The organism is Phenylobacterium sp., assembly GCF_036402295.1.
In the GTDB taxonomy this organism is placed as follows: Bacteria; Pseudomonadota; Alphaproteobacteria; order Caulobacterales; family Caulobacteraceae; genus Phenylobacterium.
The window spans coordinates 1-22,677 of record NZ_DASWTE010000005.1; the positions used below are offsets into that span (position 1 = coordinate 1).

Below are 22,677 nucleotides of genomic sequence, written 5' to 3' on the forward strand. Positions count from 1 at the left end.
CGTCAAGATCAACCCGGACACCCAGCGCATCTCGCTCGGCATGAAGCAGCTCCAGTCCGACCCGTGGGACGGCGTGGAAGCCAAGTACCCGGTGGGCGCGAAGTTCACCGGCCGCATCACCAACATCACCGACTACGGCGCCTTCGTGGAGCTGGAAGCCGGCGTCGAGGGCCTGGTGCACGTGTCGGAAATGTCGTGGACCAAGAAGAACGTCCACCCCGGCAAGATCGTCTCCACCAGCCAGGAAGTGGATGTGGTCGTGCTGGACGTCGATCCGTCCAAGCGCCGCGTCTCGCTGGGCCTCAAGCAGGCCCTGGCCAATCCGTGGGAAGCCTTCGTGGCGGCCCATCCGATCGGCACGGTCGTCGAGGGCGAAGTCAAGAACGCCACCGAGTTCGGCCTGTTCATCGGCCTCGAGAACGACATCGACGGCATGGTGCACCTGTCCGACCTCGACTGGTCGGCTTCGGGTGAAGAAGCCATCGCCAAGTACCAGAAGGGCGAGACCGTGAAGGCCCGCGTCCTGGACGTCGACGTCGAGAAGGAGCGTATCTCGCTCGGCATCAAGCAACTGTCGGGCGACCCGCTGCAGGGCGACACCTTCCGCAAGGGCCAGACCGTCACCGCGACCGTCACCGAGGTCACCTCGGGCGGCATCGAGGTGAAGTTCGGCGACGACGAAGCCCCGATGACGGCGTTCATCCGCAAGTCGGACCTCTCCCGCGACCGCGCCGACCAGCGCCCCGAGCGTTTCGCCGTCGGCGACCGTCTCGACGCCCAGGTCACCAACGTGGACAAGCCGGCCCGCCGCATCTCGCTGTCGATCAAGGCGCTCGAGATGGTCGAGGAGAAGGAAGCCATCGAGAAGTTCGGGTCCTCGGACTCCGGCGCCTCGCTGGGCGACATCCTGGGCGCGGCTCTCCGCGAGAAGGCCCAGAAGGAATAGCGACCGTGTAGCGGCTCCCTCGGGGGCGCTACCGGGAAGCAGACGAGGGGCTTCCGCTCGAAAGGCGGGAGCCCTTTTCGTTGGACTCAGCCTGGCGGCGGCGGGGGCAGGTCCTTGGGCGGCGTCAGGTCGAACCGCTGGCGGCCTTCGGCGTCGACGCTCCGATCGCCGTCCACACAGAGCGGCGTCGCGTAGGCGATGTCCTTGGCGGCGCGCTTGTAGACGAAGCGCTTGACGTCGGGCGCGGCGAGGATGGCCGGGGCCGTCGTCTCCACGTCGAAGACCAGCGTGTCCTTGTCGGCGAGCCGGATGCGTTCCACGATCCGCGCGCCCTCGCCCAGCGCCGGCGCGCCCGGAAGCGGAAAGGGAAAACCCGCCGAGGGGTTCAGGCCGGTCGTCTCGACCACCAGGGTGTCGCCCGCCCAGCGGCCGATGGAGAGCCCGGTATTGGTCGCGGGCGGGTCCATGGGAACATCGACGGCGGCGAGGTAGATCCGCCGGACCAGCCCATCGTCAGCGATCAACGTCAGCCGGCCCGGGGTGACCAGTAGCTCTATCTCCGACGTATTGCCCCAGCTGTAGCCGACGAACTTCAGGGGCCGGCAGTAGTCCGGCACGGCCCCGGCTCTGATTTTCGCCCGCGCCGCGTCGAGCTGCGCCTTGGCCTCGGGCTTGAGCGGCGGCGGCGGGAAGCCGAAGCCCATCGGCACATAGGCCGGCGTGGGAAGCCAGAACCCGCTCCAGGCGGCCGGCGCGTCGCGGCGCTCCTGGGCGTCGGTCGCCGTGGCGGCCGCGAAGACCGCGACCATCGCGAGCCCCGCGGCAAACCGCTTCATTGGCGCCCCCGCGAGGCCCGGGTCTCGAGCACGGTCCCGTTGGGACGCCTCGCCCGGAACAGGGACCCGCCCGGACGGCCGTCCCGCAACGGCGCGTATTCGATCGTCACCTTCTCGCCCGGCGGGAGGCTGTTCTTGGTCCAGCCCTCGGCGGCGAGGCGGCTGACCGGATCGGTCTCGAAGGCATACAGGTCATGTCCGCCGCCGGGCTTCGCCACATAGCCCCAGATGAAGGCGTGCGGGTTCACCCACTCGACCTTGGCGATCACCGCCTGGACGGACAGGATCCGGGTCTGATCGAACATGGCGTACGAGTGGTGGGCCTTCGCCACGGCCGGAACCGTCGCGGCGGCCGCGGCGGACAGCATCCAGGAACGACGGGTCATCCTCATGGCCGGTGGCTTCCCTGAGCCCTCGGTTCCAACCGTCGGGAAGCGTCCGCCCGCACCGGAGACGAGTCAACGTCGAGGCGTCATCCTCCGTCCGCCGTTTCCGTTTTCGGGTCCGCGATCTATCGTAGCGCACGCTTCGAAGGATCGCCCTGCCAGTGCTGCGTTTCGCCACCGTCTCCCTCGCCGTCGTCCTGTTCGCCGCGCCGGCGTTCGCCGCGCCCAAGCCTGTCTTCGGGCCGCCGCCCAAGTGGGTGCAGGTGGCCGAGGTCCCGCCCGCGCCGCCCGCCGAGGGCGCGCCGGCCGTGCAGACGCTGCTGGACGACAACCAGAGCCGGCTGACGCCCGCAGGCGACGCCTACTACAACCGCCGCGTCCGCAAGGTGCTGAAGGCCGAGGGGTTGCCCTCGCTCACCACCTTCGGGGTGACCTGGGACCCGGCCGACGAACAGGTCACCATCCACAGCCTGCGGATCATCCGCGACGGCAAGACCATCGACCTCCTGGGCAAGGGCAAGAAGATGCTGGTCCTGCGCCGCGAGCAGGACCTGGAGCGGGCGATGCTGGACGGCCGGATGAGCGCCACCCAGCAAATCGAGGGCCTGCAGGTGGGCGACATCCTGGACGCGTCCTGGAGCCATTCGGGTCGCGACCCCGTCGCCGGCGCCCGCAGCTATGACCTGGAGGGCTTGGCCTTCCCGGGCGTGGCGAGCCGCTATCGCGCGCGCCTGTCGTGGCCGACGGGCACGCCGGTGCGCTACCGAACCACCGAGGGCTTCGGCGAGCCGAAGAAGACCGAGGCCGACGGCTGGACCATCGTCGAGCTGGACGCGGCGAACGCCCAGGCGCCGAAGCCGCCGATCGGCGCGCCGCCGCGGTTCCGGCGGCTGGGCTTCATGGAGACGTCCAGCTTCGAGAGCTGGAACGAGATCTCGCGGATCATGGCGCCGCTCTACGCGAAGGCGGCCACCATCGACCCGGCCTCGGACCTGCGCGCCGAGATCAAGGCGATCGCCGACAGGAGCGCCGATCCCAAGGTGCGCGCCTTCGAGGCGCTGCGGCTGGTGGAGGAGAAGACCCGCTACTTCTTCATCGGCATCGGCGACGGCGGCTATGTGCCGGCCCAGGCCGACGAGACCTGGCAGCGCAAGTTCGGCGACTGCAAGGGCAAGACCGCGCTCTTGCTGGCGATCCTGAAGGAGCTGAACGTCGAGGCCGAGCCCGCCCTGGTCAGCCTGGGCGCCGGCGACGGGATGGACGAACGGCTGCCGTCGCTGGCCGCCTTCAACCACGTGATCGTACGCGCGACGGTGGACGGCAAGGTCTACTGGCTGGACGGCACCCGCACGGGCGACCGCAGCGGGCTGGAGGCGCTCCGGCCGCCGCCCCACCGCTGGGCCCTGCCCGTCCGCACGGCCGGCGCCGACCTGGAGCGGATCGTCGTGCCGCCGCTCGAGGCGCCGCAGATCGAGTCGAAGCTGCGGTTCGACGCGTCGAAGGGCCTGGACACGCGGGCCGGCGTCACCATGAGCACGCGGCTGACCGGCGACGCGGCCAACGCCATGCGCCGCATGGTGGCGGTGACCCCGCGCACCGACCTGGAACGCACCTTCCGCCAGCAGATGTCGGCCGGCATGAGCTGGATCGAGGTCGAGCGCGTGGAGTGGCAGGACGATGCCCAGAACGACGCCTTCATGATCCGCCTGAACGGGACCGCCGACCTCGACTGGCGCAAGAACCCCGACCTGGGCATGCGCGAGTACCGGGTCGCGAACGCGAACAACCAGCCGCCGGGCTTCCCGCGCCGCGAGCCGGGGCCGAACCGCGACGCCCCCTACGCCGTGCCCTTCCCCTTCTACATCCGCGCCACCACCGAGGTGGTCCTGCCGGCCGGCGGCAAGGGCTTCACCGTGCGGGGACCGTCGGGCCAGGAGACGGTTGGCGGCATGGAGCTGGTCAGGGCCTCGAGCCTCGAAGCCGGGGTCGCGCGGTTCACCACCGACATGCGCTCGCTCAGGCCCGAGATCTCGGCCGCCGACGCCGAGGCGGCCACACGGACCATGCGCCGGATCGCCGCCGAGGACAGCCTGATCCGGGCGCCCCTCTGAAGCCCTGGGTTGTGGACGCCGCTTGTCGAGCAAGCGCGGCCGTAAGCGGCCGGAAACCCTTTTTGCGCCTTGATCCAAGCGGTTGCTTCCTCCTATGGTCGCGCCGGTTCAAGGGGCGTCTATGATCAAGTCCGAACTGATCGCGAAACTTGCGGAGGAGAACCCGCACCTCACGCAGCGGGATATCGAGCGCGTGGTCGGTGTGATTCTCGAACGAATGATCGAGGCCCTGGAGGACGGCGGCCGCGTCGAGCTGCGCGGTTTCGGCGCCCTGTCAGTCCGTTCGCGCGACGCCCGCGCCGGCCGCAACCCCCGAACTGGCGAGCCGGTTGACGTGCGCGCCAAACACGTCCCCTTCTTCAAGAGCGGCAAGGAGCTGCGCGAGCGGCTCAACGCCGACGACGAGGGCTAGAACCGCCTGGCCCTCTGATTTGGAGGGGTCATGGGCGTCTTCTCGGAATTCCGTGAGTTCATCGCGCGCGGCAACGTCGTCGATCTCGCGGTCGGCGTGATCATCGGCGCGGCGTTCAACGACATCGTCAAGGTGCTGGTCGACCAGGTGGTGATGCCGCCGATCGGCCTGCTTACCTCGGGCGTCGATTTCGCCAAGCTGGCGGTGGTGCTGAAGCCCGACGACCCGGCGACCGCGGCCAGCGAGCTGGTGGCGATCCACTACGGCGCCCTGATCAACGCCGGCATCAAGTTCCTGATCGTCGCCTGGGTGGTGTTCCTGATCGTCAAGGCCGTGAACGCCATGCGCCGTGCCCCGCCCCCCGCCGACGTCCCGGCCGCGCCGCCCCCGCAGGAGGCGCTGCTGATGGAGATCAGGGACCTGTTGAAGGCGCGGTAATTTCCCTCCCCCTCGTGGAGAGGGCGGTGACCCCGGACCAGGTCCGGGGGAGACGGGGGAAGGATCGATCCTCACTCCACCTCGGCATTTTGCCCCACCCTTCCCACCCTGGCCGCTTTCGCGGCCTGTCCCTCCCCATTAAGGGAGGGAGATGGCCAAGACGAAGATCTGCGGGATTTCCACGCCTGAGGCGGTGCGTGCGGCCGTGGACGGCGGCGCGGCGTATCTGGGCTTCATGTTCTTCCCGAAGAGCCCGCGCAACATCGCGCCCGACGCGGCCGGCCGGCTGGCCCCGCCGGCGCGGGCGAAGGGCGTGAAGATCGTGGCCGTGACGGTCGACCCCACCGACGCCGAGCTGGACGCCATCGTGACCGGCCTCTCGCCCGACCTCATCCAGCTGCACGGCAAGGAGACGCCCAACCGGGTCCGCGAGGTGGCGCAACGGACGGGCCGCGGGATCGTCAAGGTGCTGTCGGTCTCCGAGGCTTCCGACCTCGCCCCCGCGGCGTCATACGAGCCGCTGGTCGAGCACCTGATGTTCGACGCCAAGGCCCCGAAGGACGCCGACCGGCCCGGCGGCCTCGGCGCCCCCTTCGACTGGGCCCTGCTGGAAGGCCGGCGCTTCCAGCGGCCGTGGTTCCTCGCCGGGGGGCTCGATCCGTGGAACGTGGCCGGCGCCATCGCCGCATCCAAAGCCCCGCTGGTCGACGTTTCCTCTGGCGTGGAGCGCGGTCCCGGACTAAAGGACCCGGCCTTGATCACGGCGTTCCTCGACGCTGTTCGCCGCGCCTGAGATCGACCGACGCCGACCATGAACGCGCCTTCGAAAGAGCACCCGGCTCGCCCCAACGACTACACTGCCTATCCCGACGCGCGCGGGCGCTTCGGCGACTACGGCGGCCAGTACGTGCCCGAAACGCTGATGCCGCTGGTGCACGACCTGAGCGCCGCCTGGGCTTCGGCCAAGGTCGATCCGGCGTTCCAGGCCGAGCTCAGCGGCTTCCTGACCCACTACGTCGGCCGTCCCTCGCCGCTCTATTTCGCCAGCCGGCTGACCGAGCACTTCGGCGGGGCGAAGATCTACCTGAAGCGCGAGGAGCTGAATCACACCGGCTCGCACAAGATCAACAACTGTATGGGCCAGATCCTGCTGGCCATGCGGATGGGCAAGACGCGGATCATCGCCGAGACGGGCGCCGGCCAGCACGGCGTGGCCACCGCCACGGTCTGCGCCCGCTTCGGTCTGCCCTGCGTGGTCTACATGGGCGCCGTCGATGTCGAGCGGCAGAAGCCCAACGTCTTCCGCATGAATCTGCTGGGCGCCGAGGTGCGGCCGGTGACGAGCGGCTCGGCGACCCTCAAGGACGCCATGAACGAGGCCCTGCGCGACTGGGTCACCAACGTCCACGACACCTACTACCTGATCGGCACCGCCGCCGGGATGCATCCCTATCCGGAGATGGTCCGCGACTTCCAGGCGATCATCGGCCGCGAAGTGCGCGAGCAGGTGATGGAGGCCGAGGGCCGGCTTCCCGACGCGGTGGTAGCCTGCGTGGGCGGCGGCTCGAACGCCATCGGCATCTTCCATACCTTCCTGAACGACGAGGGCGTGCAACTGATCGGCGTCGAGGCGGCGGGCGCCGGCATGGACACCGACCGGCACGCCGCGGCCATCAACGGCGGCCGCCCGGGCGTCCTGCACGGCAACATGACCTACCTGCTGCAGGACCGCGACGGCCAGATCACCGAGGCGCACTCGATCTCCGCCGGCCTGGACTATCCGGGGATCGGGCCGGAACACTCGTGGCTCCATGACGTGGGCCGGGCCACCTACCTCACCGCCACCGACGCCGAGTCGCTGGACGCCTACATGCTGCTCTCGAAGCTGGAAGGCATCCTGCCGGCCATCGAGTCCGCCCACGCCATCGCCCGCGTCGGCGAGATCGCCCGCGACGTCGGCAAGGGCGGCGTGGTGGTGCTGAACCTGTCGGGCCGCGGCGACAAGGACGTCGACACGGTCGCGGCGCACCTGGGACGGCAGATTTGAGCAAGTCGCGTATCGAGAAGCGCTTCGCCGCGCTGAGGGCGGAGGGCCGTGCGGCCTTCGTGCCCTATGTGATGGCCGGCGACCCGGACGCGGCCACCGCGCTCGCGATCCTGAAGGGCCTGCCGGCGGCGGGCGCCGACCTGATCGAGGTGGGCTTCCCCTTCTCCGACCCGATGGCCGAGGGCCCGCCGATCCAGCGCGCCGCGCAACGGGCGTTGGCCAAGGGCATGACGCTGAGGGCGACGCTGGAGGCCATCCGCGCCTTCCGCGAGACCGACCAGACCACGCCGATCATCCTGATGGGCTACACCAACCCGCTGGTGACCTGGGGCTACGAGGCGTTCGCCCGCGACGCCGCCCAGGCCGGCGTGGATGGCATGATCATCGTTGACCTGCCCCCGGAGGAGGCCGACGAACTGGCCGACGCCCTGGACGCCAACGACGTCTCGCTCATCCGGCTGGCGACGCCCACCACGGACGACAAGCGCCTGCCGGTGGTGGTCCGCCGCACATCGGGCTTCGTCTACTATGTCTCGGTGGCCGGCGTGACCGGGGTTAAGGAAGCCGACGCCCAGGCCGTGGCGCCGCACGTGGAGCGGGTCCGCAAGGCGTCGGGACTTCCGGTCGCAGTGGGCTTCGGGATCAAGACACCCGAGCGCGCCTCGGCTATAGCGCAGGTTGCCGACGCCGTTGTGGTCGGTTCCGCGCTTGTGGATGAAGTGGCGGAAGCAGTGGATTTGAACGAAGACGTGACCGGGCGAGTTCTTTCCAAAGTGGATTCCCTTGCTAAGGCTGTGCGCTTCGCGCGGCGGGTCCCGGTCTGAAACCATGGCGATGGCTGAACAGCGAAACGAAAAGCCCGGGCGTGCGCCCGCCGAGCGCCGCCGCGGCTGGCTCTCCCGGATCGCGCCTGGCGTCCGGGGCCTCACCAAGAAGGACACGCCGGAGAACCTCTGGGTCAAGGACCCGGACACCGGCGAGATGCTCTATCGGCCCGACCTCGAGGCCGCCATGTGGGTCACGCCCTCGGGCAACCACATGCGGATCGGCTCGAAGCTGCGGCTGGAGTACACCTTCGACGACGGCAAGTTCGAACGCATCGCGACGCCGATCGTCGTGGAAGACCCCCTGGGCTTCCCGGACGACAAGGGCTACCCCGAGCGCCTGAAGGCCGCCCGCAAGGCCACCGGCGAGCAGGACTCCATGGCGATCGCGTTCGGCAAGGTCGCCGGCCAGCCGGTCGTGGTGATCGTGCAGGACTTCACCTTCATGGGCGGTTCGCTGGGCATTGCCGCGGGCGAGACCTTCGTGAAGGCCGCCAAGGAAGCCGTGAAGCGGGAGGTCCCGCTGGTGATCTTCACCGCCTCGGGCGGCGCGCGCATGCAGGAAGGCACCCTCTCGCTGATGCAGATGGCGCGGACCACGCTGGCGCTGAACGAGGTGAAGTCGGCGGGCCTGCCCTATGTGGTGGTGTTCACCGACCCGACCACCGGCGGCGTGACGGCGTCGTACGCCATGCTGGGCGACGTCCACCTGGCCGAGCCCAACGCCACCATCGGCTTCTCGGGCCGCCGCGTCATCGAGCAGACCATCCGCGAGACGCTGCCGCCGGGCTTCCAGCGCTCGGAGTTCCTGGTCGAGCACGGCATGGTCGACCAGGTGGTGAAGCGGGCGGACATCCCGGAAAAGCTGGGATCGATCCTGAAGACCCTTATGATGGGGCGTGAGCGCCTTTCCTCCGCCGCCTAGCTTAGCGACTGACCCCGGTCACGACCCGATCCGCGCTTCGGACGCGGTGATCCAGCGGCTGCGCGCCAACCATCCGACGCTGATCGACCTCTCCACCGGCCGCGTGGAGCGGCTGCTGGCGGCCCTGGGGCGGCCCGACCTGCGGCTGCCGCCGGTGATCCATGTGGCCGGCACCAACGGCAAGGGCTCGACGGTGGCCTTCCTGCGCGCCATCGCCGAGGCCGCGGGCCTCAGGGCGCACGCCCTGACTTCGCCGCACCTGGTGCGGTTCGCCGAGCGGATCCGGCTGGCGGGCCATCTGATCACCGACGAGCAACTGCTGGCGCTGACCGAGCGGGTCGAGGCGGCCAACGGCGCAGAGCCGATCAGCTTCTTCGAGATAACCACCGTGCTGGCGTTCCTCGCCTTCGCCGAGACCCCGGCCGACGTCTGCATCGTAGAGGTGGGCTTAGGGGGTCGGTTCGACGCCACCAACGTCTTCGAGGCCCCGGCGGTCAGCGTGATCACGCCGGTGGACTACGACCACCTGGAGATGCTGGGGCCGGGCCTGCCCAAGATCGCGTGGGAGAAGGCGGGGATCATCAAGACCGGCCGCCCGGTGGTCGTCGCGCGCCAGCCCGACGGGGCGCTGGAGATGATCGAGCGCGAGGCCGACGATCGCATGGCCCCCATGCTGCTGATGGGCCGCGACTTCGACGCCTGGGAGGAGCGCGGGCGGCTCCTGGTGCAGATGCCCGACCGGTTGCTGGATCTGCCGGCGCCCAGCCTGTTCGGCGGCTACCAGTTCGCCAACGCCGGCCTGGCCGTGGCGGCGGCGCTGACCCTGGATCGCGAGCTGTCCGACGAGGTGCTGGGCTGCGGCGTCACCTCCACTGTCTGGCCGGCGCGCATGCAGCGGCTGACGGCCGGGCCGCTGGCGGAGCTCGCGAAGGCGCGCGGGGCCGACCTCTGGCTGGACGGCGGCCACAACCCGCACGCCGGCCGCGCGCTCGCCGAGGCCGCGAGCCGCATCGTCGACCGCGACCCGCGGCCCCTGGTGCTGGTGACGGGGATGTTCGCGCGGAAGGACGCCGAGGGCTTCTTCCGTCCCTTCGCCGAGATGCGGCCGCGGGTGATCGCCACCACGTTCGATTCGCCGATCGCCGCGAGCGCGGAGGAGCTGGTGGAGGCTGCGGCCAAGGTAGGCCTCTCGCCCGAGACCTCCGCCAACGTTCAGGACGGCGTGGCGCGGGCGCTGGAAGTGGACGGCCCCGCCCCCCACGTCCTCATCTGCGGCGGCCTGCACTTCGCCGGCGAAGTCCTGGCGATGAGCCCGGACACCTGGCCGACCTAGCTTTCCCTCCCTTGATGGGGAGGGACAGACCGCGAAGCGGTCAGGGTGAGGCAGTGGGGGTCAGAACTGGGCGTGGGAGTGTGATCCACACTCCCTCACCCTGCTCGCCTGCCGGCGAGCTGTCCCTCCCCATCAAGGGAGGGAAACTACGCCGCCACGCCCGCTTCGGTGAGCCACTCCAGGATCTTCTGCTTGGGCATGGCGCCGACCTTCATCGAGGCCATCTGGCCGCCCTTGAACAGCATCATGGTGGGGATGCCGCGCACGCCGTAGCGCGAGGGGGTGGTCGGGCTCTGCTCGATGTCGAGCTTGGCGATCGTCACCTTGCCCTGCAGTTCGGCCGCGAGCTGCTCCAGCGCCGGCGCGATCTGCTTGCACGGGCCGCACCACTCCGCCCAGAAGTCCACGAGGACGGGCGTCTCGGATTGCAGGACGTCGGACTGGAAGGTGTCGTCGGTGACCTTCACGGTGCTCATCGAATAACTCCTAGCGCGCGGATCTCACGGCAACGCCGGTCCGCGCTTCTTGATCCGCGCATGTAGGCGGGCCCTGAGCTTGTATCAACCGTCACGGCGGAGGTCGGCAAGGGTCTGGACCCACAGGTTTTCTGGCGCCGGCATCAGCTTCGGGCCGTCGGTCCAGACGATGGCGGCCTCGATGCGGCGGCCCGGGAAGATGTCGCTGAGCACGGCGGCGTATAGCGCCATCTGGCGCAAATAGGCGGGGTCGGCGTCCTCGATGCGGTCGGGCGAGGGGCGGTTGGTCTTGAAATCCACCACCAGCACGCGGTCGGGCAGCACCACCAGCCGGTCGATGCGGCCGGAGATGCGCAGGCCTGCGGGCAACGCCGTGGCCGTCCCGGCCACCGCCACCTCGGCCCGCGAGCCCGGGCCGAACACCTCGGCGAAGCGGGCGTCCTCCAGCACCGAGAGCGCCGCGGCGGCCATCTCGGCGCGCTGGGCGTCGGTGAGGTCGGCTTCGCGCGACAGCAAGCCCATAGCACCGGCGGCCCGCTCGGACGGCGGCAGGTCGGGCAGGAGCTGCAGCAGCCGGTGGACGATGTCGCCGCGGCGGAAGCGGCCCAGGCCCGCGGCTTCGGCCAGCGGCGACGGGGCGGCGGCCACCGCGCCCTCGCCCAGGTCGGACGGCGAGGCGTAGCGGGCGAACGCTTCTGGCGCAGCGATGGCGCGGCCCCAGGCCGGCAGCTCGATGGGCGCCGCAACATTGGCGGCCTTGGCCGGCGCGCGTTTCGGGTCCGGGCCGAAGCGCCGGAACTTGCCGCCGGCGTCCTCCAGCTCGCGGACCCGGTCGGCGAGACCGGCGTCGGTGATCGCGTCGCGCACGGCCCCCCACCAGCCGCGCAGCTTGTCGGGATCGGTGCGCTCGGCGCGGCGGCCGCAGAGCACCAGGCGGTCGCGGGCACGGGTGAGCGCCACATAGAGCAGGCGGTAGGCCTCGGCCTCCTCCCTGTCGGCGCGCAGCTTGCGGGCGGCGGAGGTGGGCGGGCAGTCCTGGGCCGAGCGGGCGCACCACAGGAAGCCCACGCCCTCGTTCCCGCGGTCCACGCGCAGCAGCGGGGAGCCGCGCTGGGCGGCGGCGAGGTTGGTCTCGGGCAGGAAGACGATCGGGGCCTCGAGACCCTTGGCGCCGTGGGCCGTCATCACCCGCACCTCGTCGCGGGAGGCCTCCATCTCGCGCTTCACGACGATGTCCAGCCCGGACAGCTCGTCGGCCAGGCTCTCCAGGTCGTGCGCGCCGCGGTCCTCGGCGGCCAGCGCCTGGTTCTGGAACTCGTCCAGCGCGTCCTTCGCCTCGGCGCCCAGACGGGTGAGCAGGCGCTGGCGCATGGATCGGCCGTCGAGGCCCACGTGCTCGATCGTGCGCACGTAGAATTCGAACGGCCGGGCCGTCCGCGCGGTGTCGATGGCGAGGCGCAGGAAGGCGGCGGCCTGCGCCCATTCCGGCCGCTCGTCGGCGCGGCGGCGAAGCGTGCTCCAGAGCCGGCCGTCCCGGCCGTGGGCGAGGGCGTAGAGGCTGTCGTCGTCCAGGCCGCAGAAAGGGCTCTTCAGCAGCGCCGCCAGGGTGAGGTCGTCGCCGGGGAAGAGGGCGAAGCGGGCCAGGGCCAGAAGGTCGTCGAAGATGATGTGGGTCGAGAGCGAGAGCCGGTCGGCGCCCGCCACCGGCAGCCCCGCATGCTTCAGCGCGCGCAGGACCTCCTCGAACAGCGCGCCACGACGCCGGACCAGGATCAGCACGTCGCCCGGCGTCGCCGGGCGCAGCGCGTGCGGCGGCTTCTCGTGGTGGACGCCCTCGCCGCGGTCGATCAGGCCCTTGATCTCGGCGGCGATCCGACGCGCCAGCTTCTTGTTGGCGCTGTCCTCGGCCTCGATGTCCAGCGGCAGGTCCCAGGCGCCGCGGTCCTGGCCCTTGCGGTCGACCTCCATGTCCCAGACGTCGACACAGCCGGCGTGGGCGAGGCGCGGCGCGGCCACCTCATGGGCGACAGGATCGCCGGGCTGGACGGCCTCGATGAGGTGCGCAGGCGTGAACACGGCGTCGACGAAGCCCAGCACCTGCGGCGTCGAACGCCAGGACTTGAGCAGGTCGATGCGCTTCACCCGATGGCCGGCCCCGGCCCCGCGGTCGCGGTACTCGACGTACTTGTCGGCCAACAGCTCGGGCCGGGCGCCCTGGAACGAGTAGATGGACTGCTTGCGGTCGCCGACCACGAACACCCCGCGCTCCAGACGCTGGATCTCGCGCCGGCCGTGGCCCGAGAAGAAGTCGTCGGTCAGGGCGTCGATGATGTCCCACTGCTCGGGCGCGGTGTCCTGCGCCTCGTCCAGCAGGATGTGGTCGATCCCGCCGTCCAGCTTGTAGAGCACCCAGGCGGCCGCATCGTCCTTGAGGAGAGCGGCGGTCTTCTCGACGAGGTCGGCGAAGTCGAGCGCGCCCGAGGCGTCCTTCTCGATCTGGTAGGCCTGTAGGTAGGCGTAGGCGAGCTCCAGCGCGTCGACGCTGTCGCGGCCGACCAGGGCTGCGCGCATGCGCTCGCGGACGGTGTCGAGGCGGCTCTGTTCGGCCAGCAGCAGCACCTGGACGTCGCCGGCGTCCCTCAACCGCTTGGACGAGCCGATCCACTTGGCGGGTTCGCCCTCCTTGGTGAAGAACAAGGCGCACGCGTCGTCGAACGACGGATGCTCGGCGGCGGCCAGTTCGGCGAGGGCGGCGGCGCGGCGGGCGTCGGTCACGCCGCCGGGGCGCAGGGCCTCGGCGGCGGCTCGATACGTGGCGCGATCGAGGCGGTCCATCGCCGCGGCGGCCAGGGCCTCTGGATCCGTGCCGGGCGGCGTGTCGACGGCGCGCCACACCCAGTCGATGGCGCCGGCCTTGCCCCCTTCCCGGTCGAAGAACGCCGCCAGCGCCCCGCGGCGGGCCTCGAACTCGGCGAACATCGCCTGGAAGCGGCGGAAGTCGAGCGAGACGGCGAGCCGCCCGTAGGCGTCCGCCAGCGGGCCCGGCACGTTCAGGACGTGATGGGCGACGTTGCGGCGGGCGGCGGCGGCCACGGCGGCGGCGGCCGGTTCGTCCATCACCCGGAAGCCGGGCGGCACGCCGGCCTCCAGCGGGAACCGCTTCAGCACCTTCTCGCAGAAGGCGTGGATGGTCTGGATCTTCAGCCCGCCCGGGGTCTCGAGCGCGGCGGCGAACAGGCTGCGCGCCTCCGAGAGATCCTGGCGGTCGAAGCTGCCCGGCGCCCGTGAGCGCAGCGTCCCCAGGTCCTCGCGCAGCTTGGCGTCGCTGGCCACCGACCATCCGCCCAGCGTGTCGTAGAGCCGCCGCTGCATCTCAGAGGCGGCCGCCTTTGTGTAGGTGACGCAGAGGATCGTCTCGGGCTTAGCCTTGGCCAGCAGCAGCCGCGCCACCCGGTCGATCAGGGTCTTGGTCTTGCCCGAGCCGGCGTTGGCGGTGACGAACACCGAGAGCGTCGGGTCGGCCGCCTCCTCCTGCGGGTCCCGCTCGCGGCTGAACAGGTCGACGACGACGCTCATTCGTCGTCCTCGCCGCTGGTGGACCATTCGAAGACGCGGGCGAGGTGGTCGTAGTCGGAGACGTACAGCTTCACGAACTGCGGGGCGGTGCGCGAGGTGTAGCCCTGGGCCGGGTCGGCGTAGCGGGTGATCAGCCGCTCCAGGCCCTCCAGGGCGGTGTCCACGGCCTCGCGGGTGTTGAGGATCTTCTCGTTGTCGCCGTAGGGCGCGGCGCGCACCTCCTCGCGGCCGGCCGGGCGGCGGCCGGTGATCTCCAGGTAGGTGAGGTCGCCCGGCGTCACGCGGCCGACGTCGGTGAAGCCGCCGCGCTCCAGGATTGCGGCCGTGAGCGTGAGCTGCGGCGAGAAGCCGGTCTCCACCATGCGCTTCGAGGGCGCGCGGCCGGTCTTGTAGTCCAGCACGTGGCCCAGGCCGTCGGGCCCGACCTCGATGCGGTCGGCCTTAGCGGCGAGCGTGAAGGGGCGGCCGGCGATCGGCAGCGTGATCTCGCCTTCCTGCTCCACGTGCAGCGTGCGGCCGTCGGCGCGGCGCTGCGCCTCCAGCTCGGCCACCCACTCGGCGGCCTCCTTGGCGAGCGCCGTCTCGCGAGCGAGGGCGTCGCGGGGCATGCCGGCCTTCTCCAGCTCCTCCAGGTAGAGGCCACGGAAGATCGTCGCGGCGTCGGGCGGCAGGGCCGCGGGCCAGTCGGTGACGAAGCGCTCGAAGGCCGCGTGGATGGCGGTGCCGCGGGCGCGGGCCTCAACCTCCTCGTCCGGCCGCTCCAGGACGCGCAGCTTCAGGATGTCGCGCGCCCAGACCGCGTAGGGGTCTCGGGTGAGAGTCTCGACGCGGGTCACGAACAGCTTGTCCGGCCGGTGCTCGACAGGCGGCTTCGGCGAGGGGCGCTTCACCGGATCATAGGGTCCCGGCGCGTCCAGCGCCTGGGCCCATGCCCGCGCCTCGGGGCGGCCGGGGATCGTGAGGCCGGCGCCCTTGGCCAGGGTCTCCAGCCGCCAGAGCCACCGCGATTTCACGGCCGGCTGGCCGTCGCGCCGCTCGGTGTGCAGCAGGATCACCTCGGGCGCGCAGACCGCCTGGGCGAAGTCGTGGGCGGCGAGCCCGATGCGGCGCTCGGGCGACGGCAGCCCCAGAGCCTCGCGCATCGGCCGCGACAGGAAGGGGTCGGTGGGCGCCGACGCCGGCCAGACGCCCTCCTCCAGCCCGGCGACGACCAGGCGGTCGGCGCGCACCAGGCGGGCCTCGATGGCGCCCAGGATGCGCAGGCGCGGGTGGGTCGCGCCGCCGCCCCGCACCGTCTCGCCCTCCATCAGTCGCCTCAGCAGGTCGGCGTACTGGCGGGGCGTGACCAGCGGCAGGTCCTGGCCTTCGCGCATCAGGCCCGAAAGCAAGCGCGAGACGGCCTCGCCCGCGTGGCCGGCCCAGAGGTCGCCGGTGCGGCCGTCGTCGCCGGTCGCCAGCGCCTCCATGGCGACGACGAGCCGGTGGGTGGCGACGGCGGGCGGGTCGGCGTCGTCCGTCCAGGCCAGGGCCTCGACGATGGCCTGCATCCGCCCGGCCAGCGGCAGGGCCTCAGGCGCCTTCTCCGCCAGCTTCGCCTTGAGCTCCTCCCAGGTGCGGGCGCGCGCGCCGCGAAGGGCGTAGCGTTCCAGTTGCGTCGCGTCGCCGAGCCGGGAGAACGGGTGCTTGAGCAGCCCCAGCAGGGCGATCGGATCCACCGGATCGACGGCGGCCCGCGCGACCAGGCCCGCCAGCGCGCCGCATGCCGAACCGGCCAGGCTCTCGCCGGCTGACGAGTCCGGAACCACGCCCCAGCGGGCGAGCTTGGCGGTGACGCGCCGGGCGAGCTTCTGGTCCGGGGTGACGAGGGCGGCCGTGCGCTCCGGCGTCTCCAGGGCCTCGCGCAGCAGCAGGGCGGCGACAGTTGCGGCCTCGTCCTCGGTGCGCGCGCTGACCAGCGACAGGCCGCGCAGCGCCGCGGTGACCGCGTCGGCGTCCTCCTTGCGCAGGTCGTCGATGACGTGCAGCCAGTCGGCGGTCTCCTCGGCCGGCCGCAGGGCCTCGTTGACGACCCTGCGGCGCCAGCGCTGGGCGGCGGTCTCCGCCGTCGAGGCTGGCCAGGTCTGGACGTCCTCGCGGGACACCCGCGCCGTGTCGAGCAGCCGCCGCAACGCCCCCTGAGGGTGCTGCACGTCCACCTTGCGCCACGCCCGCTCGGCCAGGTTCACGTCCAGGCCCGGCAGGACGACGGCGCCCTTCGGCGCGGCGGCGATGGCGATCATCAGGGCGCGGGTGGCGGGCGCGGTGCCGGTGGAGCCTGCGGCCACCAGAACCCCCTTCGGCGGTGCGTCGGTCCAGAGCTGCGCGAGGCGCCGCAGCAGGCGCACACGCCGCTCGCTGACGTCCGCCACACCGAGCGCCGCGAGCCGCGCCGGCCAGGCCGCCAGCGCCTTGTCGAGGAACTTGCGCGAGACCTCCCAGTGCGCCGCGAGCTCGCCCGGCGCCAGGTCGGCCAGGGCGTCGCGGACATCCACCTCCTCGATCTGCAGGCCGTCTAGGAAGCCGCCCAGAGCGTCGGCCAGGTCCAGCGCCACCCCGGCGCTGCCCACGCCGCCGGGGACGTCGTCCGCCAACTCGGTGACGAGACGCACCAACTCGAAGCGGCGGCGCAGCGGGTCGATCGCGGCCGGCAGGTCGAGGACCAGGTCGCCCGGCTCGAACGGCGGCTCGCCGGCCTCCAGGTCGCCCAGGGGCCGCATCTGTGGCGGCAGGACAGCGCGGCCGCCGCTGGCCTTGATGAAGGCGTCGGCCAGCGCCCGGGCGCCGCGTCGCGTAGGCGTCAGTACGACTGCGTCGGCCAGCGCCTCGGGGCCGAGCGGCGCCAGCGCATCGTAGAGGCCCTGGGCCAGGTCTTCCGCGAACGGCCGGTGCGCCGGGATGTTGAACCAGCGCGCGCCCGGCTGCTCGAAGAAGGCGGTCACGACGAAGTCGCCTCCTCGGCCAGCCGGACCTCGGCTAGGTCGCGGGCGGCCGGATCGCCCACGTGCATCCAGAAACCGTCCATGGGCACGCCGTGCAGCCGTCCTTCCGCCTGCAGCCGATGCCAGATTGGGATGATCGAGAAGGGGCCGGCCGGCTGATCGTCCAACAGCTGCGGCTTCAGGATGGCGATGCCCATGTTGGCGTACGGCGTCGGCGGCTCGGCCGCGGTCGAGTGGCTGAGCCGGCCGGCCTCGTCGCGGAAGAAGCCCTGCGGGCCCTCGAAGCCGATCCCCTGCCCGCGCTTCACAAGCAGCAGCAGGATATCCATGGCGGCCGGGTCCCAAGCCGCCTTCAGGGTCTCCAGCGCCGGCGTCGCGCCCTCGATCCAGAGGGAGTCGATGTTGGCGACATAGATGGGATCCCGACCCAGCTTGTCGGCGGCATGCCGGATGCCGCCGCCGGAATCGAGCAGGGCCGCCCGCTCGTCCGAGATCAGCACCTCCATGTCGCGGCGGGCGGCCAGATGCGCCTCCATCCGGTCGGCCATGTGGTGGACGTTGACGACGGCCCGCTCCACGCCGGCCTCGCGCAGGCGGTCCAGCACATGGTCGATCAGCGCCTTGCCGCCCACCGGGACCAACGCCTTGGGCTGGTGGTCGGTCAGCGGCCGCATGCGGGTGCCGAGCCCCGCGGCCAGGACCATGGCGGTCTTGGGTCCCGAGATCATGCGCGCGCCTCCGAAGGCACGTGGCGGTCGAGCCAACCCTTGAGCGCCGTCAGCTCCGGGTCGGCCACGCAGCGGTCGAGGTAGCCCCACAGGCGCGGCATCAGGGTCGCATAGCGCGGCTTGCCGTCCCGGGTGGTGAGGCGGGCGAAGATGCCCAGGATGCGGCAGATGTTGAGCGCGCCCAGGGCGTGGAAGCCAGCTAGGAAGCGGGCGCGGTCCACGTGGGGGCGGAGCGCGAAGTAGGCCTCCAGGCAGGCGGTCTCCCGCTGCGGCGTCACCTGGCGCCGCGCGTCGTGCAGCAGCATCGACATGTCCCAGGCCGGATGTGCGCGCACGGCGTCCTGGAAGTCGATCAGGCCCACGCGGGCCGGGCCTTCGCGACCGGGCAGCCAGAGCAGGTTCTCGGCGTGGTAGTCTCGGTGGCAGAAGACGGTGGCGTTCGCGGCCCCATAGGCCCGGATCGGGCTCCAGATCGCCTCCCACTCGGCCAGCGCTTCGTCGCCGAACGCCAACTGCGACTTCAGCTTCGGCAGCCACTCGACCAGCAGCCGGTCGGCGGTGGCGAGCGCGGTTTCGTCGTAGGTGAGGAACGGCCAGGTCACGCCGTCATAGGACAGCATGTCCGTGACAGGCGCATCGTGGATCTTCGCCAGCGCCGAGATGGCGGCGTCGTACAGCGGCGCCTCGTCCTGGCCGGCCTCGATCAGGCGAGCGAAGAGGTCGTCGCCCAGGTCCTCCAGCACGGCCAGGCCCTTCGCAGGCTCGGCGGCGAGGACGGCGGGCGCCGACAGGCCCTGGGCGCGCAGCCAGCCGGCGGTGGCGACGAAGGCGTCGACCCGGCCCGCGGCGAGGCGGGCCAGCGCGTTGTAGCCGAGTTTGGCCCGCTCCTCGGGCGTCGCGTCCGGCGGGCACGGCGCGGTCTCCACCGACGGCGGCTGGTCCATGAAGATGTAGGTGGCGCCCGCCCGGTGCAGCCGCTCGTACTGGCGCGTGGAGGCGTCGCCGCCCATGGATTCGCGGCGGGCGTCGCCGAAACCGGCGGCCTTCAGGAACCCGGCCTTCAGGGCCTCGCGCTCAGAACTCAAGTCCACGTCCTTCCCAGGCGCCGTGCGGGATGAGCCGCGCGGTGCGCCCGCCATCTTCGGCGAGGGCGATCTCTATATCGAGTCGGTCCGGCGGCAGGCGGCCCTCCAGCCGCTCGGGCCACTCGATCACCGCCGCGCCGCTGTCCAATGCCTCGTCCAGGCCGATCTCGTAGGCCTCGTCGGGGTCGGACAGGCGATAGAGGTCGAAATGGGCGACGGCGAGGCGAGGACCTTCGTAGAACTGCACGAGCGTGAAGGTGGGGCTGGGCACCTCCTCGTCTGGCGTGGTCAGCGCCCGCACCAGCGCGCGTGCGAGCGTCGACTTGCCGGCGCCCAGCGGGCCCGTCAGGCACACCGCCTCGCCGGGCTCCAGCCGCGCGGCCACCGCCTGGCCCAGCCGCGCCGTCGCCGCCTCGTCCGGCAGCTTCATGCGAAGGGCCGCTCAGGGTCGGCCGGGAGCCCGCGCTCCACATGGGCCTTCAGCCGCGCGGTCACCTCGGCCGGATCGCCCTCCAGCGCCGCGGGCGGGATGGGATGGCCGACCGTGAGCGCGAACGCGCGGCCGCGCTTGTTCAGGAGCTCGTGGAACAGGGTGATGTCGCGCAGTTCGGTCGAGACCCCGTGGAAGAAGTGGAACAGCGCCGACCACGGCCCGGCCACGTGGATCGGAACCACCGGCGCCTCGTACTTCCGGGCGATGGAAACCGCCGACGACATCCACTCCGGGTCCGCCAGGGTCCCGTCGGGCTCGCGGCGGGCCAGGCGGCCGGCGGGGAAGATCGCCAGGCAGCGCTCGGCCTCCAGCGCCTCGCGGGTGAGCTGGAGCGTGGCGCGGGTCTTCTCGCGGGTGCGCTTGGCCTCGACCCACTCCACCGGGATCAGGACCTCGTCGAACCGGGACGCGACGCGGTGCGCGTCGGCGTTGGCGTAGAAGCAGACGTCGGGACGCAGGGTCTTGAGCGCATCGAACACCGCCACGCCGTCGGCGATGCCGGTCGGGTGGTTGCACACAGCCACGACGCGCCCCGTGGCCGGCAGGCGGTCCAGGCCGGTCGCGGCGACCTTCAGCGCCAGGAGTTCCGAGACGTAGTCCAGCGCCGCGCGACCGGGCATCGGACCGATCGCGTCGGCCATCCGGCGCGCCTTGCCGTAGTCGAGGATCGCGTACAGCGGCGGGCGCAGCAGCGGCCACAGCGGGCCGCCCGAGAGCTTCGGCGCCCGCTCGGCGATCAGCACGTCGACGATGTGGTCACGACCGCCGGGCTTCGCGAGCGCGGCGGCCGGCGTGGCCAGAGTCATGGCAGGAAGATGACAGGCGCCGGGCTAGGACTTCAACCGAGCGATCAGGGCCTGCGTCGACGGGTCGTGCGCCCCGGTCGGGCCGCCCTCGAGCTCGCCCAGCACGCGGGTGGCCAGCGTCTTGCCCAGCTCCACGCCCCATTGGTCGAAGCTGTTGATCCCCCAGAGCACGCCCTCGACGAAGGTCTTGTGCTCGTAAAGGGCGATGAGCGCGCCCAGCCGTTCCGGATCCAGCTTCTCCAGGAGTATGAAGCTGGTCGGCCGGTCGCCCGGGAAGGTCCGCTGCGGGGCCAGCGCGTCAATCTCGTCCTGCGCCCGGCCGGCGGCCGTCAGCTCGGCACGGACGTCGGCCTCGCTGCGGCCGACCATCAGCGCTTCGGCCTGCGCGATGGCGTTGGCGAGGAGCTTGGTCTGGGCGGCCGGGTCGCCCTCGGTCCCCTGGCGGACGGCAATGATGTCCACCGGCACCACGTCGGTCCCCTGGTGCAGGAGCTGGAAGAAGGCGTGCTGGCCATTGGTGCCGGCGTCGCCGAAGACGCTGGCGGCGGTGGGATGCGTGGCCGGCTGGCCGTCGGCCGTCACCCGTTTGCCGTTCGATTCCATCTCCAGCTGCTGGAGGAAGGCTGCGAAGAGGCGCAGGCGTTGGGCGTAGGGCACGACGGCGCGGATCGGGCGGCCGAGGCCGTTGCGGTTGAACACGTGCGCCAGCGCCAGCAGCACCGGGGCGTTCAGGGCCAGCGGCGCGGCGTTGAAGTGGGCGTCCATGGCCCGCGCGCCGGCCAGCATGCGCTCGAAGACGTCGAAGCCCAGCGCCACGGCGCACGAGAGGCCCACGGCCGACCAGATCGAATAGCGGCCGCCCACCCAGTCCCAGAAGCCGAACACCTGGTCGGCCGGTACGCCGAAGACCTGGGCCTTGTCCGGCGCGGCCGACACGGCGACCAGGTGGCTGTCGCTCTCGGGGCCCAGGCTGGCGCGCAGCCAAGCCCGCGCCGTCTCGGCGTTGGTGAGGGTCTCCAGCGTGGTGAAGGTCTTCGAGACCGTGACCACCAACGTCTCGGCCGGATCGAGGCCGGTGAGCGCCTGGGCCAGCTCGGCCGGGTCGACGTTGGCGACGAAGCGCAGCTCGATTTGCGGGTCGAGCGGCTTCAGGGCCTCCCAGACCAGGCGCGGCCCGAGATCGGAGCCGCCGATGCCGATGTGGACGATGGCGCGGAAGGGCTTGCCCGTGACGCCGCGCTTCCCGCCGGCGCGGACCGCCTCGGCGAAGGCGCGCATGGCGGCGCGGGTGGACTCCACGTCCGCGGAGACCGGCACTCCCGCCGCGCGGAAGTCGGCCCCTTCGGCGGCGCGCAGCGCCATGTGCAGCGCCGGGCGGCCCTCGGAGGCGTTGACGATCCCGCCGGCGAACAGGCCGGCCCGCGCCGTCTCGACGCCCGAGAGCCGCGCCAGGTCGAGCAGCACCTCCACGTCGGCCAGCGACCAGGGATGTTTGGAGAGGTCCAGCTCCAGGCCGGCGGCGGCCAGGGTCAGGTGCGCCAGCCGGCCGGGCTCGGCGTCGAACAGGCCCGCGATGCGCCGGTCGCGCGCGGCCGAGGCGGCTTTGGAGAGGGCCGCCCAGGCGGCGTCGACGGTGGACAACGAGGACCTCTTAGCCGGCCGAGCCGTACTTCACGCTGCAGCCATAGGGACGGGTCGTCGCCTGGGCAACCGGACGGCCGGCCTTCACGTCGGCCAGCGCGGCTGTGACATAGTTCTTGGCGCCCTTGAGGCTGTCCGGATCCGACGACGGCTTGTCGTCGATGCCGCCCATGTAGGCGAGCTTGCCAGCCTTATCGATGACGTACATGTGCGGCGTGGTCTTGGCCTCGTAGGCGCGGCCGACGACGCCCTCGGGATCGAGCAGCAGGTCGGCGTGCGCCGCCTTCTCCTTCGCCTTCCAGGCCCTGGCGTCGGCGCCGGCGACGTAGCCCTGCGTGCCGGGCGCGGATGAGATCACCGTCAGCCAGACGATGCCATCCTTGGCCGCGACGCGCTGCAGGCTCTGCATGTTGCCGCTGTCATAGTGCTTGCGGACGTACGGGCAGCCGCTGTTGGTCCACTCCAGCACCACGGTCTTGCCCTTGAACTCGGCGAGCGAGCGGGTCTTGCCGTTGGCGTCCACGGCGCTGAAGGCCGGCGCGGGCTGGCCCACGGTGGGCGCGGCGACGGCGGGCGCGGCCAGTGCGGACGCGGCGGCGAGGGCGATCAGGGCTCGGCGGTCAAAGCTCATCGGTT

20 protein-coding genes are annotated in these 22,677 nt (G+C 71.6%); 9 read left to right on the forward strand and 11 right to left on the reverse strand.

From position 1 onward, the window contains the following. Window positions 1-946: S1 RNA-binding domain-containing protein (locus tag VGD44_RS00230; protein WP_331082640.1), on the forward strand; the 946-nt coding region annotated here is incomplete at its 5' end. A gap of 86 nt (window positions 947-1,032) precedes the next feature. Here VGD44_RS00230 and VGD44_RS00235 read toward each other — a convergent pair. Together VGD44_RS00235 and VGD44_RS00240 are read right to left on the reverse strand one after the other, a co-directional pair. Then, a complete protein-coding gene (locus tag VGD44_RS00235) occupies window positions 1,033-1,782 on the reverse strand; it encodes a hypothetical protein (protein WP_331082643.1) in 750 nt (249 codons plus the stop codon). Further along, window positions 1,779-2,168, reverse strand: coding sequence for a DUF6152 family protein (locus tag VGD44_RS00240; protein ID WP_331082645.1), 390 nt, complete (start codon window positions 2,166-2,168; stop codon window positions 1,779-1,781). The genes VGD44_RS00235 and VGD44_RS00240 overlap by 4 nt, the downstream gene beginning before the upstream one ends. Before the next feature lie 161 nt (window positions 2,169-2,329). On the opposite strand from VGD44_RS00240, the gene VGD44_RS00245 reads away from it, so the two are divergent. From VGD44_RS00245 to VGD44_RS00280, 8 genes are all read left to right on the forward strand, one after another. Then, window positions 2,330-4,279 (forward strand): DUF3857 domain-containing protein, encoded by a 1,950-nt coding sequence (locus VGD44_RS00245; protein ID WP_331082647.1) that lies wholly within the window; start codon window positions 2,330-2,332, stop codon window positions 4,277-4,279. Window positions 4,280-4,400: 121 nt separating this feature from the next. Beyond that, on the forward strand, window positions 4,401-4,691 hold the full coding sequence (locus VGD44_RS00250) for an integration host factor subunit beta (RefSeq protein ID WP_296596697.1): 291 nt from the start codon (window positions 4,401-4,403) through the stop codon (window positions 4,689-4,691). A 30-nt stretch (window positions 4,692-4,721) separates the two neighbouring features. Beyond that, window positions 4,722-5,129, forward strand: a complete 408-nt coding sequence (gene mscL / locus VGD44_RS00255) for a large-conductance mechanosensitive channel protein MscL (protein ID WP_331082649.1) — start codon at window positions 4,722-4,724, stop codon at window positions 5,127-5,129. Window positions 5,130-5,280: 151 nt separating this feature from the next. Continuing rightward, window positions 5,281-5,922 (forward strand): phosphoribosylanthranilate isomerase, encoded by a 642-nt coding sequence (locus tag VGD44_RS00260; RefSeq protein WP_331082651.1) that lies wholly within the window; start codon window positions 5,281-5,283, stop codon window positions 5,920-5,922. 18 nt (window positions 5,923-5,940) lie between these two features. Then, a complete protein-coding gene (gene trpB, locus VGD44_RS00265) occupies window positions 5,941-7,176 on the forward strand; it encodes a tryptophan synthase subunit beta (protein ID WP_331082653.1) in 1,236 nt (411 codons plus the stop codon). Next, on the forward strand, window positions 7,173-8,000 hold the full coding sequence (gene trpA, locus VGD44_RS00270; RefSeq protein WP_331082655.1) for a tryptophan synthase subunit alpha: 828 nt from the start codon (window positions 7,173-7,175) through the stop codon (window positions 7,998-8,000). The genes trpB and trpA overlap by 4 nt, the downstream gene beginning before the upstream one ends. A 4-nt stretch (window positions 8,001-8,004) precedes the next feature. Then, window positions 8,005-8,925, forward strand: a complete 921-nt coding sequence (gene accD / locus VGD44_RS00275) for an acetyl-CoA carboxylase, carboxyltransferase subunit beta (RefSeq protein ID WP_331082657.1) — start codon at window positions 8,005-8,007, stop codon at window positions 8,923-8,925. Window positions 8,926-8,971: 46 nt separating this feature from the next. Then, a complete protein-coding gene (locus VGD44_RS00280) occupies window positions 8,972-10,258 on the forward strand; it encodes a folylpolyglutamate synthase/dihydrofolate synthase family protein (RefSeq protein WP_331082659.1) in 1,287 nt (428 codons plus the stop codon). A gap of 146 nt (window positions 10,259-10,404) precedes the next feature. On the opposite strand, the gene trxA is transcribed toward VGD44_RS00280, so the two are convergent. The 9 genes from trxA to VGD44_RS00325 all read right to left on the reverse strand — a co-directional run bounded on the left by trxA (window position 10,405) and on the right by VGD44_RS00325 (window position 22,672). Further along, entirely contained in the window at window positions 10,405-10,734 is a 330-nt protein-coding gene (gene trxA / locus VGD44_RS00285; protein ID WP_331082661.1) for a thioredoxin, read from the reverse strand. A gap of 84 nt (window positions 10,735-10,818) precedes the next feature. Continuing rightward, window positions 10,819-14,310 carry a double-strand break repair helicase AddA gene (gene addA / locus VGD44_RS00290; protein WP_331082663.1) on the reverse strand — a complete coding sequence of 1,164 codons (3,492 nt, stop codon included), beginning with the start codon at window positions 14,308-14,310 and terminating at the stop codon, window positions 10,819-10,821. Beyond that, window positions 14,307-17,288 carry a double-strand break repair protein AddB gene (gene addB / locus VGD44_RS00295; protein WP_331082665.1) on the reverse strand — a complete coding sequence of 994 codons (2,982 nt, stop codon included), beginning with the start codon at window positions 17,286-17,288 and terminating at the stop codon, window positions 14,307-14,309. Before addB ends, addA begins: the two co-directional genes overlap by 4 nt. Beyond that, window positions 17,285-18,016 carry a nucleotidyltransferase family protein gene (locus VGD44_RS00300; RefSeq protein ID WP_331082667.1) on the reverse strand — a complete coding sequence of 244 codons (732 nt, stop codon included), beginning with the start codon at window positions 18,014-18,016 and terminating at the stop codon, window positions 17,285-17,287. Before VGD44_RS00300 ends, addB begins: the two co-directional genes overlap by 4 nt. Continuing rightward, window positions 18,013-19,107: an N-acetylmuramate/N-acetylglucosamine kinase AmgK gene (gene amgK, locus VGD44_RS00305; RefSeq protein WP_331082669.1), complete on the reverse strand. Its 1,095-nt coding sequence runs from the start codon at window positions 19,105-19,107 to the stop codon at window positions 18,013-18,015. The genes VGD44_RS00300 and amgK overlap by 4 nt, the downstream gene beginning before the upstream one ends. Next, a complete protein-coding gene (gene tsaE, locus VGD44_RS00310) occupies window positions 19,091-19,531 on the reverse strand; it encodes a tRNA (adenosine(37)-N6)-threonylcarbamoyltransferase complex ATPase subunit type 1 TsaE (RefSeq protein ID WP_331082671.1) in 441 nt (146 codons plus the stop codon). The genes amgK and tsaE overlap by 17 nt, the downstream gene beginning before the upstream one ends. Further along, on the reverse strand, window positions 19,528-20,400 hold the full coding sequence (locus VGD44_RS00315; protein ID WP_331082673.1) for a 1-acyl-sn-glycerol-3-phosphate acyltransferase: 873 nt from the start codon (window positions 20,398-20,400) through the stop codon (window positions 19,528-19,530). The genes tsaE and VGD44_RS00315 overlap by 4 nt, the downstream gene beginning before the upstream one ends. Window positions 20,401-20,424: 24 nt before the next feature. Next, window positions 20,425-22,041 carry a glucose-6-phosphate isomerase gene (gene pgi / locus VGD44_RS00320; protein ID WP_331082675.1) on the reverse strand — a complete coding sequence of 539 codons (1,617 nt, stop codon included), beginning with the start codon at window positions 22,039-22,041 and terminating at the stop codon, window positions 20,425-20,427. A 10-nt stretch (window positions 22,042-22,051) separates the two neighbouring features. Continuing rightward, complete coding sequence (locus VGD44_RS00325) at window positions 22,052-22,672, reverse strand: thioredoxin family protein (protein ID WP_331082677.1); 621 nt, start codon at window positions 22,670-22,672, stop codon at window positions 22,052-22,054. Window positions 22,673-22,677 lie beyond the last annotated feature (5 nt).